Genomic DNA, 16,735 nt, shown 5'->3' with positions numbered 1-16,735 from the left:
AAGGCCCCGCTCGCGATGCAGCTCTCCTCCACCTCCCCCCGCCAGGTCAAGATCGGCGACGCCGCCGCCTTCGCCGGAACGACCCCGAGGGCCATCCGGCACTACCACCAGATCGGTCTGCTCCCCGAGCCAGAGCGCGGCGCGGACGGCCGCCGCCGCTACGGCCACGACGACATGATCCGCCTGCTGTGGATCCGCAGGATGGCCGACGCGGGCATCAGGCTCGACGACATGCGGGCGGCGTTCGACGAGGACCAGGACGTCGAGCAGGGCCTCGAGGGGCTGGAGCGGGCGCTGGCCGCCAGGGAGGCGGAGATCGCGCGCCAGCGCGCGACCGTCCAGCGCCTGCGCGCCGTGGGCAGCCCGCTGGGTCTGCTCTCGGACCTGGTGGTGGACCTGCTCGGCGACCTGCCGCCCGGCGCGCTGCGCCGCTCCGACCTGGAGTCGCTGCTGGTCACCGAGCGGATCTTCGGCCCGCTGGGCGCCGTCGCCCAGGCCACCTCGTTCGTCGTGCTGGCCACCCACCCCGAGCTGCGGGCGGAGGACGAGCGGCTCGACGCGGCCGAGGCCGCCCTCGACGACGGCGTCGACCCCGACGACCCGGTCGTGGAGGAGATCGCCAGGCAGCGGTGCGCCCACCTCCAGGCCATCGGCCGGATCGCCGAGGCCACCGGGCTGGACGAGCGGGTCGACCGGCTGTTCGACACCTACGAGGACCCGGACGAGGGGGAGGAGCGGGTGATGAGCGCCTTCGAGGCGGTCACCAAGATGCCGTACGACTTCTCCCCGGCCCGGAACCGCTGCGTCCAGCGCTCGGGGGAGCTCCTCGGGCAGAGCCCGGCGGACGGCTGACGCCGGTCGGCCCACCCGCGCCGCGCCGGTGGGCCGACCCGCGTCAGCGTCCCTCCACGCTCCGCCGCACGACGGTCAGCGTGAACACCAGCGTCCCCAGCGCCACCACCGACAGCGCGGCCAGACCCAGCGCGTAGGACGACATCGCCCCGTACAGCGCGCCCATCAGCAGCGGCGGCACGAACCCGCCCAGCCCGCCCGCCGCGCCCACCACGCCGGTCACCGACCCGACCCGGTTCGCCGGGGCCAGCAGCGCCACCAGCGCGAACACCGCCCCGCTGCCCGCGCCGAGCGCCGCGCCCATGCCGAGGAACGCCACCGTGCCCAGCGGCCCGAGCGGCGGGGTGAACGACTGCACCGCCGCGCCGACGACCACCACGCCGAGCGCGGCCACCAGCACCCGCACCGGTCCGAGCCGGTCCGACAACCAGCCGCCCAGCGGGCGCATCACCACCGCGAGCAGCACGAACCCGGCCATCCGGTTGGCCGCGTCGGACTGGGCCAGGCCGTAGGCGGTCTTCAGGTAGGCGGGCAGGTACACCGAGAACGCCACGTACCCGCCGAACACCACCGCGTACAGCAGCGAGGCGTGCCAGGTCAGCGGCAGCCGCGCGGTGTCGGCCAGCCGGCTGCCCAGCGACCCGGCGGGCAGCGCCCGTCCCGGCGCGTCGCGCATCACCAGCGCCGCGACCAGCGCGTACACCGCGAGCACGGCGGCGGTGACCGCGAACGGCGTGCCCGTGCCGCCGGCCCGCACCAGCGGGACCGTGGTGAGCGCGCTGATCGCCGTGCCGCCCATGCCCGCCCCGAACACCCCGATCGCGAGCCCGCGCCGGTTCGGCGGGAACCAGGCGTTGACGAACGGCACGCCCACCGCGAACGAGGTGCCGCCGATGCCCAGGAAGAACCCGCCGACCAGCAGCGCGGCCAGCGAGGTGTGGCCGAGGAAGCCGATGAACAGCACCGGCGCGATCGTGGCCACCGACACGAGCGGGAACATCACCCGCCCGCCGTACCGGTCGGTGAGCGCCCCGACCGGCACCCGCCCGACCGAGCCGACCGCGACGGGCACGGCCACCAGCAGCGCCTGCTGGAACGAGGTGAGGCCGAGCGAGTCCTTGAACAGCGGCCCGAGCGGGCTGAGCAGGGCCCACGCCCAGAAGTTCACCACCCCGCCGAGGGTGGCCAGCACGAGCATGAGGTTCCGCCCGGCGAGCGCGGCGTCCGGGGCGGCGGGGGAGTGCGCGGTGGGCGGTTGCGGGGTTCGGGTTCCCATCGGAAGCAGGTCCTCCGTCGAAGGTTCCGGGGGTTTCATGGTCACCGCGAATCACCGGACCCGCATCTCCGCGCCCGCGCGCCGGGTGGCCGGTGGCGCGCCGCCCGCGCCGTTCCGGCATGATCACCGGGCGGTCCGGCCCCGTTCCGGACGCCCGACCCGAGAGGAGCGCCGTGCCGACGCGCCGCCTGCTGATCACCGGCGCCAGCGGCTCCGGGACCACCACCCTCGGCCGGGCGCTCGCGTCCCGCTGGCACGTGCCGCACGCCGACCTGGACGACTACTTCTGGCTGCCCACCGTCCCGCCCTTCACCGCCAAGCGCCCCGAGGCGGACCGGGTGCGGCTGATGGGCGAGGTGTTCCTGCCGCGCGCCTCCTGGGTGGCGTCCGGCTCCCCGATGGGCTGGGGCGACGGCGTGATCCCGCTGCTGGACGCCGCCGTGCTGCTGACCCTGGACCCCGGGGTGCGCGAGCGCAGGATCACCGAGCGCGAGGTGGTCCGGCTGGGCGACGAGCTGGCGCCGGGCAGGCCGGGGGAGGCGGAGTTCCACGCGTTCCTGGAGTGGGCGCGCGGCTACGACGACCCGGAGTTCGACGGCCGCAGCCTGGTGCGGCACGAGCGGTGGCTGGCCGCGCTGTCCTGCCCCGTGCTGCGCCTGGACAGCGCCGCCCCGGTCGAGGAGCTGGCGGACGCCGTGGACGAGCTGCTGGCCCGCTGACTCACCCCCGCAGCCGCGCCAGCACCTCGCCGGGCTCGCGCGGGCGTTCCGGACCACCCACCGGCAGTCCCGCCTCGCGCAGCAGCCGCACCTGCCACGGCGGCTCCAGCCCGGCCGCCGCCAGCAGCGGGGCGTCGCCCAGCAGGTCGGCCGGGTCGCCCTGGCGCAGGCGGCTCCCGGCCAGCAGCGCCACCTCGTCGGCCCACCGCCACGCCAGGTCCACGTCGTGCGTGGACATCACCACGGTCGTGCCCGCCGCCCGCAGCTCCTCCAGCGTGCGCAGCAGCGCCGCCGCCCCGCTCGGGTCCAGCCCGGCGGTCGGCTCGTCCAGCAGCAGCACGGCCGGGCGCATCGCCAGCGCCCCCGCCAGTGCGACCCGCTTGCGCTGCCCGAACGACAGGTGGTGCACCGGCCGGTCGACCAGGTCCGGGATGCGCAGCGCCGCCAGCACCGCCGCGACCCGCTCGGCGACCTCCGCCTCGGACAGCCCCAGGTTCACCGGGCCGAACGCCACGTCCTGGAACACGTCGGCGGAGAACAGCTGGTCGTCCGGGTCCTGGAGCACCAGCTGCACGTGCTGCCGGTGGGCGGTCAGCGCGCGCTTGCCCCGCCCCAGCTCGGTCCCGCGCGCCAGCACGGCGCCGGACGTGGGGCGCAGCGCCCCGGACAGGCAGCGCAGCAGGGTCGACTTGCCCGCGCCGTTCGCGCCCATCAGCGCCAGCCGCATCCCCTCGCCCACCCGCAGGTCCACCTCGCGCAGCACGCCGGGCGCGTCCCGGTAGTCGACGGTGAGGCCCCGCGCCTCCAGCACGCTCACCACGCCGGACCCAGCAGCGAGAGCAGCGCGCAGGCCAGCACCAGCGCGGCGCTCGCCGCCGTGAACGCGCGGCTCACCGGGCGCCTGCGCGGCGCGCCGAACGCGGCCGAGGTCGACCCCCGGCCGGACAGTCCCGCCTCCAGGCGCTGCGCGCCGGTCCACGCCCGGACGAGCGTGGCCGCGCCGAGCGCGCCGACGCTGCGCCGGGCCGCGCGGGCGTCGCGGTAGCCGAGGCGGGCGGCCTGGGTCTCGCGCACGCGGGCCTGCGCGTCCAGCAGCCCGAACAGCATCCGGTAGACCACCCCGGCGATCTCGGCCAGCACGCCCAGGCCCGGCACCCGGCTCACGCTCGCCAGCAGGTACGGCATCGGGGTCGTGGTGGCCAGCAGCAGCACCGCCGCCGAGGTCGACGCGGCCCGCGCCGCGACCCGCGCGCCGCGCAGCGCCGAGGCCTCCGTCACCACCAGCGGCCCCCAGGTGAGCAGGGGCGTGCCCGCCGCGCCGAAGGTGACCACGATCCCGAGCACGCCCAGCGCGATGAACACCGAGGGCGCGGCCAGCGCGGAAGCCCAGGCCCGCGCCCCGACCCCGGCGAGCGCGCACGCGCACACCGACGCGGCCAGCAGCACCAGCGCGGCGCCGACCGGGCCGCGCCCGGTCAGCGCCACGGCGGCGAGACCGCCCGACAGCACGGTTTTCTCGGCCGTCGAGCGGTCCCGCCAGGCACTGCTCCACGCGGCGTCGTCGAGCGACAGCCGCGCCACGTCAGGCGCCGCTGCCCGGTGGCGGGTTCTCGTCCGGCCCGCCGCCGGGGACCGCCTCGCCGGGGGCCCGGTCGCCCAGGTGCTTGCGGCGCTCGCGGAACGTGCCGAGCGCGAACCCGAGCAGTCCGGCGCCGAGCGCGGCCTGGAGCGCGAACAGCCCCGACTCGACCTCGCCGCCCGGCTGCGACCACACCGGCTCGAACCACGGCTCGTAGTCCGGGGCCGACTCCTCGATCTGCTCGGTGGCGGTGGCGTCGGTGCCGCCGAACTCGCCCCTGCCCGTCCCGAGCGCCAGCGCGACCGCGAACACCGCGACCGAGGCCAGCACCAGCAGCACGTTCGTGGTGGTCCTACGCATCGTGCTTCACCCCTGCCAGCGACGGGTCCTCGTCGCGGTCGCGTCCGAATCCGAGCCCGCGCAGCTCGGGTCCCGCCCAGGTGCGCAGGGCGTTGAGCAGCAGCACGCCGATCATGCCCTCGACCAGCGCGAGGGGGATCTGGGTGAGCGCGAACAGGCTCAGGAACCGGCTCCACGCGCCGACGAAGCCCGTGCCGTCGTCGGGGAAGGCGATGGCGAGCTGGGTGGCGGTGGTGACGTAGGTGGCGAGGTCGGCGACGGCCACGCCGCAGAACACCGCCACGCCCCACGGGGCCTTCTTGAGCAGCCGGTAGACGGCGTACCCGGCCCAGGGGCCGACCACGGCCATGGACATCACGTTGGCGCCCAGCGTGGTCAGCCCGCCGTGGGCGAGCAGCAGGGCCTGGAACACCAGCACGACCGTGCCGAGCGCGGCCATGACCGGCGGTCGGAAGACGATCGCGCCCTCACCGGTGCCGGTGGGGTGGGAGGAGCTGCCCGTCACGGACGGCAGCTTGATGGCGGACAGCACGAACGAGTAGGCGCCCACCGCGCCCAGCAGCAGCCGGGACTCGGGGTGCTCGGCGACGGTCCGCTTGATCTCGCGGACCCCGTGGACGACGAACGGCGCTGCCGCCACCGTCCACGCCGCCGCGTGGACTGGGGGCAGGAAGCCCTCGGCAATGTGCATCGGCACACCTTTCCGGGATGACGCGTCCCGATAGGAGGTACCGAGCCCCGTGAGTTCCTGGCTCGCGGATCGTCGATCCGCTCACAGTGGCGCGACCGCTCCGGTGTTGCACCGGATTCCTCGGCTGACGCTCGGCGGCGGAAGGCTAACACCGATTTCACCTCGCGCCGGTGGGCGCGCGGCGTGATCTTGCTCCCGCGCAGGTCGGGATCGGCGGGCGGGGGTGAGCGGGTGTTCGGACTGCCGCAGCGCGGGCTACCGGAGGGCGGCCAGCACGGCCCGGTAGGTCGCGTCCGGGTCCCCGTCGACGACCGGGACGATCCTGGCGCGCGGGCGGGTCCTGAGCAGCGCGATCAGCCGGTCGTGCAGGGCAGCGACCTCGGCGGCGTCGTCGTGCCGCCGGTCCTCGGGGGCGCCGGTCTCGCGCTCGGCGTAGCGGCGCAGGGCGCTGCCCACGCCGTCGAGCAGGACGATCTCGTGGAACACCGCGCCGGTCTCGCGCGCCACGTCCTCCAGCTCGGCGAGGAACCCGGGGCGGGCGATCAGCTGGGGGACGACCACGTCGTGCCCGGCGGCGAGGTGGGTGCGCGCGGCGGCGAGCGCGATCGCGCGGGCCAGCAGCCCGGCCTCCGGGCGGGCGTCCCGCCACCGGCCGATCAGGGCGCGGACCAGGTCGACGTCCAGGTCGAGCGCGAGGGGGTGCTCGTCGGCGTACCGCCGCGCCACCGTCGACTTGCCGCACGCGGGCGGGCCGTTGAGCAGGATCAACCGGGGCACCCGGCCGACCCTAGCGCGGGCTCGGGCGGCCCCGGCCCTCGACGGCGGGGCCGCCCGAGCGGGGGCTACTCGCGCTCGCCGAGGATGCTCCCGTCGTCGCACAGGAGCAGGCTCAGCGCCGAGTTCACGCCGATCACGTCGGCGGCCTGCTCCCGCTCCACGTCCAGCTCCTGCAGCGCCAGGACGAAGTCCACGACGTCCCTCCTCCGGGTCACGCGCGGCCCGGTGCGGACCGCTGTCCGCCTCCCATCAGAGCAGGGCTTTCCGGTCGGCGCGGGGCAGCGACGCGGCGGGTTCACCGCATCGGGGGGCGCCGGGCGGCCCACTCGCGCTCGGCGACCACGAGCCCCCGCTCCAGCGTCCCGACGAACTCCGCCCGGCGCACCGACACCGCCGCGGGCGTCCCCGGCCCGGCGTCGTCGAGCACCCGGCAGGCGAGGTGCAGCAGGTCCCCGTCGGGGAAGGCGAACGCCAGCGCGGGGTCGGTGCACTCGCCCCAGTCCAGGAACCGGAACCCCGCGAACCGCTCCCACCCCTCGGCTTCCCCGGTCAGCGCGCTCTCGGCCGACCGGAACGCCTCCAGCGGCGAGGTGAACCCCTCGGGCCGCGCGGCCGGTTCCCGGAAGCGGCGGATCTCGTCCTTCAGCTTCTTCACCAGCAGCGGCGGGTAGAACGCGTTGTCCCACGCGTCCACGTGCAGCCCGGCGACGAACACGTCCACGCGCAGCAGCCTGGGGTCCCGCTCGACGTGAAACTCCACCCCGAACCCGTCCCGCGACCCGAACACCACGCCGACCCCTCCCACCGCGCCACCCTACGGCCGCGCGCCTCGCCCGGAGGACGAGTCGCGGACCGGGCTCGTGGGGGACAGGATGCGGTCCGGGAGCACGCCGAACCGCTCGACACCGGCTCGCCCGCCCTGGAAGGAGCACCGCCCGTGGCAGGCACCGTGATACTCAGCCGCACGTTCGACGAGGAAGAACCCGGGGAGGAGGTGTGGTTCGGGTCGTCGATGACGGTGGAGTGGATCATCGGGGCGCTCGCCCGCCACGCCCGGCACCCCGCGGGTGCGGCCAGGCTGGCCCAGATGGCCGCGTGGGAGCTGGACTTCCTCGTCCTCGCCGCCTTCGACGACGAGGAGACGCGCGACATCGTGCGCGTGTTCCGGGACGACTTCCCTGGAGCCGTCGCCGCCGGCCTCGACTGGGTGCCGGAGGCGCGGGAGCACCTGAAGGCGCTGAGCGAGTTGGCGGTCCGGTGGGCCGAGACGGTCGGGCTCAGCCCTGAAGACGCGCCACCACCGCCTCCGCCACCACCACGTCCTCCCACGGCATCCCCGAGCTCTTGAACACCACCGGCCGGTCCGCCGACAGCACCGCGCGGCCGGTCACCACGTCCGCCATGGGGATCAGGTCGGACTCGGTCAGGTCCGTCTCGGCGATCGCCATCACCACGTCGCCGCCCTCCCGCAGCGCGGTCGCCACGTCCTCCACCACCACCTGAGCACGCCCCACCAGCGCCCCGTCGACCTCGCGGCGGTCGGTGTCGTGGGAGCCCACGGCGATCACCACCACGTCGGGCCTGGCCAGGCCCGAGTCGAACACCGGGGTGCCCGACCCCGTCGCGCACACCACCACGTGCGCCCGCGCCACCGCCTCGGCCGCCTCCGGCGACCCGGCCGCCACCAGCGACGCGCCCTCCCGCAGGGCGCCGGTCGCGGCGGACGGGTCGCGCACCACGTGGGTGACCGTCCCCAGCGGCCGGTGGCCCTCGACCACACCCGCCACGGTGTCCACGTGGCCGGTGCCCTGCGGCCCGGCGCCGAACACGGTCAGGTGCAGCGGGCCGGACTCGCGCAGCAGCGCGGGCCGGACCGCCGCCACCGACACGGCCGGGGTGCGCAGGGTGGTGAGCGCGGTGCCGTCCAGCAGCGCTCGCGGGGTGAGGGTGGCCGCGTCGAACAGCACGTACACGCCCTGGATGCGCGGCAGGCCCCGCTCCGGGTTGGCCGGGGCGACCGTGGCCACCTTCACCCCGACCGCGCCCGCCGTCTCGGCGGGCATCAGCAGCAGCTGCCCCGACGCCACGTCCAGGATGCTGCGCTTGGGCCCGACCGCCGGGTCGAGGCCCGCCCGCAGCGCCTCCTCGATCGCACCCACCGCGCCCGCCGGGGTGAGCGCCTCCCCGATCTGCTCGGCGGTGACGTAGGCGAGGGTGGCGCTCATCCGGGGTTCCTCCGAAAGTGTGATTCCAGCTGAGACGTAATGGCCCCATGCAAGACACCCGACCGGGGGAAGTCAAGCGCCCCCTCACGGCGCCGTGTCGTGCAGCACGAACCGCAGCTCCGAGGTGTACACCTCCCCCCGGTCGTCGGTCAGCCACGCCTGCTCCGGCGTCGGCAGCATCTCCACCACCGTCAACCGCGCCCCCGCGTCCGCCCTGGCCAGCCTGCGCACCGCCTTCGCCAGCAGCGTCACCGACGCCGGGCTGTCGAAGTCCGCGAACACCGGGCGCGGCTCGGCGGGCGAGGTGAAGAACACGAACCTCGGCAGCCCCCGCTCCGCCCGCCACGCCCGCGCCGCCGCGAAGCGGGCCGGTTCCGTGCGCGCGTCCGCGAAGTCCAGCTCCGCCACCGGGAACCGCCACGTCTCCCGCGACACCACCAGCCGCCCCACGCTCACCCTCGGCGTGTGGTCGGCCTCCGGCAGCACCCGGAACCCGTCCACCACCAGCGTGGTCAGCACGTGCGAGAACACGTCCGCCACCGGGAACACCGCCCCGTCCGGCAGCACCGCCACCAGCTCCTCGTCGCGCAGCTCCACCCGCACGTCCGCGCTGCGCGCCGTCCGGGGCCTGCGCGGGTCGGCGGTGTCGTCCACCAGCGCCACGCAGTAGTCCTCCGGCCGCACCAGGCTCTGCCGCACCCGCGAGGACAACCGCGCCTTGTGCTCCTTCGGCAGCAGCGGCAGCAACCTCGGCCCCGGCACGTCCCGCGTGGTCAGCTCCACCAGCTCGGCGGGGTCGGGGTGCTGGTCCAGGTACAGGGACGCGCCCAGGGTGTTCATGGCCACGTGCAGCTCGCCCAGCACCAGGTCGAACTCCCCGCGCCGCACCGCGTCCGCGCCCGCCGCCGCGACCATCACGTCCGGGCTCAGGTAGCGGGCCGCGTTCCAGCCGCCGCCCGGCGAGGCGAACGCCGCGTTCGCCCGCGCCGACACCTCCGCCAGGTCCAGCCGCACCTCCCGCGCGCCCTCCGGCAGGTCCAGCACCTCGCCCCAGCGCCGCCAGAACTCCGCCCGCAGCTCGGCCAGCTCGGCGACCGCGTCCCGGTGCAGCACGGGCATGCAGGCGAACCAGAACGTCGCCAGGTCCACCGGCCCCGAGGCGTCGAACACCCGGCGCGCCCCGGCCATGACCCGCCGCGCCAGCGACGAGGTCAACCAGGCCGCGCTGACCAGCAGCGGCTCCAGCGCCGCCAGCCCGTCCAGCACCCGCCCGCCCAGCCGCACGGTCGCCGAGCGGCGGCAGTCCGAGTGCGCGAGCGCCCGGCCCGGCGCGGTCGACCCGCCCTTCTCGCGGGCCGCCGCCGTCGCCGTCAGCTCCTCGAACCCGCGCTCCAGCGCGGACATCGCCTCGACCAGACCGTCCGACGTGGACGCCGAGGCGATCCGGTCGCGACCGCGCTCCAGCTCGTCCAGCGCGGCGAGGCCGGGCGCGGCCAGCTCCTCCGGCACGCCCTCCAGCCACGCCCGCAGCGCGCGCTCGGGGTGCGCCCCGGCCGGGACCTCCAGGCGCCGCACCAGGTACCGGCGGCGCTCCAGCTCCACCAGGTCCCCGGTCACGTCGCGGCCCAGTTCCTCGGACAGCGCGACCACCGCGCGGGTCCCGTCGCACCGCGCCAGCACCTCCAGCAGCGGCGCGGCCAGCGGCTTCGGCGCGCAGCCGGGCAGCGCCGCCTCGCCGTCGCCCAGCCGCACGAACGGCGCCCGGCGCGGCGCGATCCACGGCGCGAGCGCAGGGTCCTCGCCGAGCGCGCGGGCCAGCGCGTCGACCGCCCAGCTCGCGAAGTGCACGCTGGTGCTCGCCACCAGGCCCTCGCCCGCGTCCACCTCGACGCCGTCGACCGCGTCGTCCAGCCTGCCCCAGCCGACCGGGCCGAAGAAGCCGATGGTGTCGTTCTTGACGCAGAACCGCTGCCAGTAGTGCGAGATCAGCTCCTCGCGCTGGCGGGTGCGGCTGGCCCGCCCGTCACCGGGCTCCCACTCCAGGAACGGCCGCACCGCCCGCCCCAGCACCGCCCGGTTCTGCCAGGCGACGGCGCTCTGGAACGCCTCGCCGCCCGCGATGTCGCGCAGCTCCAGCGCTGACTTGACCGCCTCGGCCTCGAACGCGGCCTCGAACGCCTTCCACTCCGCGCCCTGCCGCGACCGCGCCGTCGCGAACCGGTCGGCGGCCAGGCCGAGGCCGTGCGGGGCCAGCCGCAGCACCCCGTCGGCCGGGAAGCCCGCGCCGCGCACGCTGAACTGGTCCCACAGCCGCCACCGGCCGCCGGGCAGCGACCTGCCGTCGCTCGTGCCGTCCTCGGCGGCCATGTCAGCCGACCTCCAGTTCCTGCTCGACCACCGACGCCAGGTCGGCGGGGGACGGGTAGGCGAAGACCAGCGCGACGGGCACGTCCACGCCCAGCGCCGACTCCAGCCGGGCGGTGATCTGGAACGCGGACAGCGAGTCGCCGCCCGACTCGAAGAAGTCGCTGTCGGCGTCGAGCGCCGGGTCGCCCAGCGCGTCGCGGTAGGCGGCGGTGGCCAGGTCGGTCAGGTCGGCGGTGGTGATGGCGGTGGTCATGAGCGTGCTCCTCCGGTGGTGACGGGGTGGGTGATCGGGGTGGTGGGGGTCGGGTGGCCGGTCGTGGCCGCTGGGTGGGGCGCGCTCGGGGGAGCGGCGCCGGGGTGGGTGGTCTGGATCGTGGTGAGCTGGGTGGTGATCCGGCGGGTGGGGAAGCGGTGGACGCCCGAGCGGGGCTCGGGGGTGGTCGGCAGGCCGACGGCGGCGAGCGCGTCGGCGGTGTTGCCGCCGGACACCACCACTGCGGCCGTGCCGGTGAACCCGCAGGTCAGCGCCCCGGCAAGGGCGGCGGCCCCGCTCGGCTCGGCCCGCACCCCGGCCCGGCGCAGCAGCGCCGCCGCGTGCTCGACCGCGTCGTCGTCCACCGAGACCAGCTCGTCCACCCGGCGGGTGATCACGGGCAGCGTCACCGCGCCCGGCCGCTGGCCGCGCAGCCCGTCCGCGACGCTGCGCGAGGGCGGCACCACCACCGGGGCGCCCGCCGCCAGCGAGCGGGCGTAGCGGCGGGCGTCGGCCGGTTCGACGCCGACGACCCGCACCGGCAGGTCGCGCGCCGCCAGGCACACCCCGGCCAGCAGCCCGCCGCCGCCGACCGGCACGAACACGGTGCCCACGCCAGGCGCGTCCTCGAACACCTCCAGCCCGACCGTGCCCTGCCCGGCGACCACGAGCGCGTCGTCGGAGGACGGCACCAGCCGCGCCCCGGTCCGCGCGGCCAGCTCCCTGGCCCGCGCGTCCCGCTCGTCCACGCCGCCGGGCACCGACAGGACGGTCGCGCCCAACCGGCGCAGCGCGTCGGCCTTGGCCGCGCTCGCGCCCGCCGCCATGACGACCGTGACCGGGACGCCGAGGGCCCGGCCCAGCGTGGCCACGGCGATGCCGTGGTTGCCGGAGGAGCCGGTGACGACCTCGGCGCACGGGGAGGACAGGAGCGCGTTCGCCGCGCCCCGGATCTTGAACGAGCCGGCGCGCTGGGCGTGCTCGGCCTTGAGCAGCACCCCCGGCAACGACTCCAGCGCCAGCAGCGGCGTGCGCAGCACGTGCCCTTCCAGGCGGCGGGCGGCGGCCAGGACGTCGGACCGGGTGGGGGAGGAGGTGGGCTGGTTCGGCGAGGTGGTGCGGTCGGGCGCCGTGGGGCGGTCCTGTGCGACGGCCGGGGTGGACAGGGCTGCCGGGGTGGGCAGGGTGGTGCGGCCCGGCACGATGAACCGGCCCAGCGGGATCGCCCGGTCCGGCCGGGTGGTCGAGCCCGGCCGGGTGGTGAGGTCCGGCGAAGTGGCCTGGCCCAGTGCGACGACGGGGGCAGGCGCAATCGCCAGGTCCGGGGTGTCGGCCAGGCCCGGAAAATCGACCTGGCCCGGCCGGGTGGTCGAGTCAGGCAGGGTGCTGAGGTCCGGCGAAGTGGCCCGGCCCAGCGCGGTGACAGGGGCCTGCGCGACTGCCCGGCCCGGCGAGTCGGCCAGGTCCGGCGCGACTGCCCGGCCCGGCGAGTCGGCCAGGTCCGGCGAGCTGGTCAAGTCCGGGGAGCCTGCCAGGCCCGGCGAGCAGGCCCGGTCCGGCCGGGTGGCCGAGCACGGAGGCTCGGCGCCGCCCGGCGCGCCCGTCCCGTTCGGCCGGGTGGTCCGGCCCGGCGCGATGGCGTGGCCGGGCAATCCGGCCAGGTCCGGCGTGATGACCTCGACCAGCGCGGTCACCTCGCCCATCCCGCCCGGTCCGCTGGCCCGCGAACCCGCCCGGTCCCGCGCGCCGACCAGCCGCAGCACGTCGACCGCGCCGCCCAACCCCGCCATCCCCGCTCCGCCCGGCCGGACCAGCCAGGCCTCCAGGCGGTTCACCGGGCACCCGCCGCGAGCGCCGCGCGGTCGACCTTGCCGCTGCGCGTGGTCGGGAAGCGGTCCAGGCGGGTGAAGCGCCTGGGCATCAGGTGCGGGGGCAGGGCGTCGGCCAGGTGGGCCCGCAGCGCCGCGTCCCGCACCCCCAGCACCTCGCCCGTCACGTGCGCCACCAGGTAGGTGCGCTGCTGGGCGTCGGTGGCCGGGGTGACCGCCGCGCCGGTGACCGACGGGTGCGTGAGCAGCACCGCCTCCACCTCGGCCGGGTCGACCCGGTGGCCGCGCACCTTGATCTGCCGGTCGTCCCTGCCCAGGTACTCCAGCACGCCGTCCGGTCGCCGCCGCGCCAGGTCGCCGGTGCGGTACAGGCGCTCGCCCGTGCCCCCAGGGGGGACGACGCAGTACGGGTCGGGGACGAACCGCTCCGCCGTCAGCCCCGGCCGTCCCGCGTAGCCGCGCGCCACCCCGATCCCGCCGAGGTGCACCTCGCCGACCTCGCCGTCCGGCACCTCCCGCAGCTCGCCGTCCAGCAGCCGTACCACCACGCCCTCGATCGGCCGCCCGACCAGGTCGGCGTCCTCGGGCGCGGCGGGCACCTCGTGGCGGGTGGAGGTCATCGTGCACTCGGTCGGGCCGTACTGGTTGACCAGCCTGCCCGGCAGCAGCGCCCGACCGCCCGCCGCCAGGAACGGCCGCAGCGACTCGCCGCTCGTGGCCACCAGCCGCACTCCCCGCAGCGCCTCGGCGGCGCCGGGTTGGCGGGACAGGAACGTCAGGAACGACGGGGTGGTGCTCAGCACCGCGCTCACCCCGTGCGCCCGCACGGCGGCGAACAGCTCCTCGGGCCGCAGCAGCGCCGACCGGGGGAGCACCACCACGCTGCCGCCCGCCAGCAGCGGGGCGAGCGTGTCGCGGATCGACGCGTCGTAGCCCATCGGGGCCAGTTGCAGCACGACGGTGTCCGGTCCGAGGTCGTTGTCGCGCACCGCCGAGCGCAGGTACGCGCGCAGCGAGCGGTGCTCGACCAGCACCGCGTTCGGCACGCCCGTCGACCCGGAGGTGTGGCTGACGTACGCCAGCGACCGGGAATCGGGCTCGCCGTCGGGCAGGACCGCGTCCGGCGAGTCCGAGTCCACCAGCACGGTCGGGCCGGGAACGGCGAACCGCTCCGCGAGCCCCGAGGCGGACACCAGCACCCGCGCCTCCGACAGCAGCGCCGCCACCCGCCTTGGCGGCAGGTCGGTGTCCACGGTCAGGAACGCGCCGTGCGCCCGCCGCACCGCCGCCATCGCCACCACCGCGTCCACCCCGCGCTCCAGGGCGATCGCGCACACCACCTCCGGCCCCACCCCCGCCGCCACCAGCGCGCGGGCCAACCGGTCCACCCGCGCGGCCAGCTCGCGGTGGGTGAGCACGCCGTCCGGGGTGACGACGGCGGGCCGCCCGCCCGATCTCGCGGCGCCCATCACTGCCGCCCCGTCTGGTCGAAGGCCACGAACCGCAGCTCCGAGCTGTACTTCGCGCCGGTGTCGTCGGTCAGCCACGCCTGCTCGGGGTTGGGCAGCATCTCCGACACCACCAGCCGCGCCGCCGGGTCCTGCCGCGCCAACCTGCGCACCGCCTTGGCCAGCACGTTCACGTACACCGGGCTGTCGAAGTCCACGTAGAACGGCCGGGGCTCGGTCGGCGAGACCACGAACGCGTAGCGGGGCAGCTCGTGCTCGTCGCGCCACGCCCGCGCCCGCACGAACCGGCGCGCCTCGTGCTTCTCGGCCGCGAACTCCAGCTCCCCGGCGGCGAACCGCCACGTCTCGCGCGCCACCACCACGTTGTCCACGGTCACCCTGGGCGAGTGGTCGCCGGTCGCCCGCAGGCTGAACCGGTCCATGATCCGCGCGGTCAGGGCGTTGCCGAACACGTCGATCACCGGGAACACCGCCCCGTCGGGCAGCACCGCGACCAGGTCGCCGTCGCGCTCCTGCACCAGCACGTCCGCGCCCATCGCGGTGCGCGGCCGGTGCGGGTCGGCGGTGTTGTCCACCATGCCCACCAGGTAGTCCACCGGCCGGTTCAGCGCGGGCCTGCTGCGGGTGTTCCACTTCGGCGGCTGCTCCTTGGGCAGCATCGGCAGCAGCCGGGGGCCGGGGTTGTCGACGTCGGTCTCGGCCAGCAGCTCGGCCACGTCCGGGTGCTGCATCACGAACAGCGAGGCGCTCATCGTGTTCACGCCCACGTGCAGCTCGCCCAGCACCAGCTCGAACTCGCCGCGCTCGACCGCCGAGGCGTCGTCGGCCACGACGAACACGTCCGGGCTCAGATAGCGGGCCACGTTCCAGCCGGAGGCGGGCTCCTCGAACGCCTCCCGCACCGCGTCCGCGATCGCCGCCGACGACAGCCGCACCCGCCGCGCCCCCTCGGGGGCCCGCACGATCGACTCCCACCGGCGCTGCAACTCGGCCTGCACCCGGTCGGCGTCCGCGATCGAGTCCGGGTGCGGCACCGGAAGGCACGCCATCCACAGCGACGCCAGGTCCACCACCGGCCCCTCGGCCCGCAGCGCGTCGAACGCCTCCCGCAGGTGCGCCCTGGCGATCTCGGCGTACCGGTTGGTCATCCACCGGGCCGCCGTCAGGCACTGCGCCAGCGGGGTCAGCTCGTCCAGCACCGCGGACCCCAGGGTGGCGGTGGCCGAGCGCCGCGAGTCGGAGTAGACCAGCGCCCGGTTGGCGCCGGTCCGGCCGCCCTTGGCGCGCTGCGCGGCGGTGCTGGTCAGCTCGGTGAAGTCCGCCTCCAGCGCGGACATCGCCGCGAGCAGCTCGTCCGCGTCGCCCAGCGCCGCCCTGACCCGCTCGCGACCGCGCCGCAGCACCTCGATCCTGGCCAGCGCGGGCTCGCGCACCGCCGCGTCGCCGACCCTGGCGATGATCTCGCGCAGCGCCTCGTCCGGGTGCGCGCTGGCCGGGACGTCCAGGCGCCAGGTGATCCAGCGCCTGCGCAGCAGCTCGTCCAGGTCCGCCAGCACGCCGTCGACCTCGCGACCGAGCGCCTCGGCGATGCCCACCGGGTGGCGCGCGCCGTCGCACAGCCGCAGCACCGCCTCCAGGGCCTCGGCGATCGGCGCGGCCTTGCGGCCGGGCAGGCGCACCGCGCCGCCGTCGACCCTGGCGAACGCCACCCGGCGCGGCGGCGTCCACGGCCGCATCCCCGGCTCCGCGCCCAGCACCTTGGCCAGGGCGTCGACGCCCCAGCTGGAGAAGTACACCTCGGAGCGGGCCAGGAAGCCCTCGCCGTGGTCGGTGGTGACGCCGCGCGGACCGGCCAGGTCCCAGCGGCCCCAGCCGACCGGGCCGAAGAACCCGATGGTGTCGTTCTTGACGCAGAACCGCTGCCAGTAGTGCGCCACCAGCTCCTCGCGCTGGCGGGGCATGCTCGTGCGGCCCTCGGCCGTGGGCGTCCACTTGAGGAACGGCGCGATGCCCGAGCCGAGCACCGCCTTGTTCTGCCACGCCAGCGCCGTGCGGAACCTCGGCTGCGCGGCGATTCCCTGCAGCTCGTGGGCGGTCGCCACCGCGCACTGCGCGAAGAACTCCTCGAACTCGGCCCACTCCGGGCCCTTCCACCGCTCGCGCGGGGCGACGTCGGTGAACTTGTCCGCCGCCTCCCCCAAGCCCTCCGGGGCCAGGCGGAGCACCCCCGCCGCCGGGAAACCCGCGCCGCGCAGGGCGAACTGGTTCCACAACCGCCAGCCGCCACCGGGCAGCAGCACCTCTTCGGCCACGCCGACCATCCCTTCCGACCAGCTCA

General features: G+C 76.3%; 17 protein-coding genes and 1 riboswitch. Of the genes, 3 read left to right on the top strand and 14 right to left on the bottom strand.

Going from position 1 to position 16,735, the window contains the following annotated elements:
- Nucleotides 1-15 precede the first annotated feature (15 nt).
- Nucleotides 16-852 carry a MerR family transcriptional regulator gene (locus LV78_RS21815; protein WP_253847390.1) on the top strand — a complete coding sequence of 279 codons (837 nt, stop codon included), beginning with the start codon at nt 16-18 and terminating at the stop codon, nt 850-852.
- A gap of 43 nt (nt 853-895) precedes the next feature.
- Here LV78_RS21815 and LV78_RS21810 read toward each other — a convergent pair whose 3' ends face one another.
- The gene (locus LV78_RS21810) at nt 896-2,050 is read right to left on the bottom strand and encodes an MFS transporter (RefSeq protein ID WP_253847540.1); all 1,155 of its coding nucleotides are present in this window, start codon (nt 2,048-2,050) and stop codon (nt 896-898) included.
- A 251-nt stretch (nt 2,051-2,301) separates the two neighbouring features.
- On the opposite strand from LV78_RS21810, the gene LV78_RS21805 reads away from it, so the two are divergent.
- Entirely contained in the window at nt 2,302-2,847 is a 546-nt protein-coding gene (locus LV78_RS21805; RefSeq protein WP_253847387.1) for a P-loop NTPase family protein, read from the top strand.
- A gap of 1 nt (nt 2,848) precedes the next feature.
- Here the strand turns inward: LV78_RS21805 and LV78_RS21800 are convergent, their stop codons facing one another.
- From LV78_RS21800 to LV78_RS21770, 7 genes are all read right to left on the bottom strand, one after another.
- Nucleotides 2,849-3,664: an energy-coupling factor ABC transporter ATP-binding protein gene (locus LV78_RS21800; protein WP_253847384.1), complete on the bottom strand. Its 816-nt coding sequence runs from the start codon at nt 3,662-3,664 to the stop codon at nt 2,849-2,851.
- Entirely contained in the window at nt 3,661-4,428 is a 768-nt protein-coding gene (gene cbiQ / locus LV78_RS21795; protein ID WP_253847368.1) for a cobalt ECF transporter T component CbiQ, read from the bottom strand. Before cbiQ ends, LV78_RS21800 begins: the two co-directional genes overlap by 4 nt.
- 1 nt (nt 4,429) lies before the next feature.
- A complete protein-coding gene (locus LV78_RS21790) occupies nt 4,430-4,786 on the bottom strand; it encodes an energy-coupling factor ABC transporter substrate-binding protein (RefSeq protein ID WP_253847363.1) in 357 nt (118 codons plus the stop codon).
- A complete protein-coding gene (locus LV78_RS21785) occupies nt 4,779-5,477 on the bottom strand; it encodes an energy-coupling factor ABC transporter permease (RefSeq protein ID WP_253847359.1) in 699 nt (232 codons plus the stop codon). Before LV78_RS21785 ends, LV78_RS21790 begins: the two co-directional genes overlap by 8 nt.
- Nucleotides 5,478-5,528: 51 nt before the next feature.
- Nucleotides 5,529-5,599: riboswitch (cobalamin riboswitch) on the bottom strand.
- 133 nt (nt 5,600-5,732) lie between these two features.
- Nucleotides 5,733-6,254 carry an AAA family ATPase gene (locus tag LV78_RS21780; RefSeq protein WP_253847355.1) on the bottom strand — a complete coding sequence of 174 codons (522 nt, stop codon included), beginning with the start codon at nt 6,252-6,254 and terminating at the stop codon, nt 5,733-5,735.
- A 65-nt stretch (nt 6,255-6,319) separates the two neighbouring features.
- On the bottom strand, nt 6,320-6,448 hold the full coding sequence (locus LV78_RS21775) for a SapB/AmfS family lanthipeptide (protein ID WP_253847351.1): 129 nt from the start codon (nt 6,446-6,448) through the stop codon (nt 6,320-6,322).
- Between the two features lie 101 nt (nt 6,449-6,549).
- Nucleotides 6,550-7,059, bottom strand: coding sequence for a hypothetical protein (locus LV78_RS21770; protein ID WP_253847347.1), 510 nt, complete (start codon nt 7,057-7,059; stop codon nt 6,550-6,552).
- Between the two features lie 132 nt (nt 7,060-7,191).
- Here LV78_RS21770 and LV78_RS21765 point away from each other — a divergent pair, with 132 nt between their 5' ends.
- Nucleotides 7,192-7,602 (top strand): hypothetical protein, encoded by a 411-nt coding sequence (locus LV78_RS21765; RefSeq protein WP_253847343.1) that lies wholly within the window; start codon nt 7,192-7,194, stop codon nt 7,600-7,602.
- Here LV78_RS21765 and LV78_RS21760 read toward each other — a convergent pair.
- The 6 genes from LV78_RS21760 to LV78_RS21735 all read right to left on the bottom strand — a co-directional run bounded on the left by LV78_RS21760 (nt 7,532) and on the right by LV78_RS21735 (nt 16,718).
- Nucleotides 7,532-8,479, bottom strand: a complete 948-nt coding sequence (locus LV78_RS21760) for an ornithine cyclodeaminase family protein (protein WP_253847341.1) — start codon at nt 8,477-8,479, stop codon at nt 7,532-7,534. The genes LV78_RS21765 and LV78_RS21760 overlap by 71 nt on opposite strands.
- Before the next feature lie 84 nt (nt 8,480-8,563).
- Nucleotides 8,564-10,846, bottom strand: coding sequence for a lantibiotic dehydratase (locus LV78_RS21755; RefSeq protein WP_253847337.1), 2,283 nt, complete (start codon nt 10,844-10,846; stop codon nt 8,564-8,566).
- 1 nt (nt 10,847) lies between these two features.
- On the bottom strand, nt 10,848-11,099 hold the full coding sequence (locus tag LV78_RS21750) for an acyl carrier protein (RefSeq protein WP_253847329.1): 252 nt from the start codon (nt 11,097-11,099) through the stop codon (nt 10,848-10,850).
- Nucleotides 11,096-12,934: a pyridoxal-phosphate dependent enzyme gene (locus LV78_RS21745; RefSeq protein WP_253847326.1), complete on the bottom strand. Its 1,839-nt coding sequence runs from the start codon at nt 12,932-12,934 to the stop codon at nt 11,096-11,098. Before LV78_RS21745 ends, LV78_RS21750 begins: the two co-directional genes overlap by 4 nt.
- A complete protein-coding gene (locus LV78_RS21740; protein WP_253847318.1) occupies nt 12,931-14,397 on the bottom strand; it encodes an amino acid adenylation domain-containing protein in 1,467 nt (488 codons plus the stop codon). The genes LV78_RS21745 and LV78_RS21740 overlap by 4 nt, the downstream gene beginning before the upstream one ends.
- Entirely contained in the window at nt 14,397-16,718 is a 2,322-nt protein-coding gene (locus tag LV78_RS21735; protein WP_253847539.1) for a lantibiotic dehydratase family protein, read from the bottom strand. The genes LV78_RS21740 and LV78_RS21735 overlap by 1 nt, the downstream gene beginning before the upstream one ends.
- Between the last annotated feature and the right edge of the window lie 17 nt (nt 16,719-16,735).

This window comes from Actinosynnema pretiosum (assembly GCF_024171695.1).
Lineage (GTDB): Bacteria > Actinomycetota > Actinomycetes > Mycobacteriales > Pseudonocardiaceae > Actinosynnema > Actinosynnema pretiosum.
Note: the sequence above shows the minus strand (reverse complement) of the source record. Positions and strands in the feature narration are given on the sequence as shown.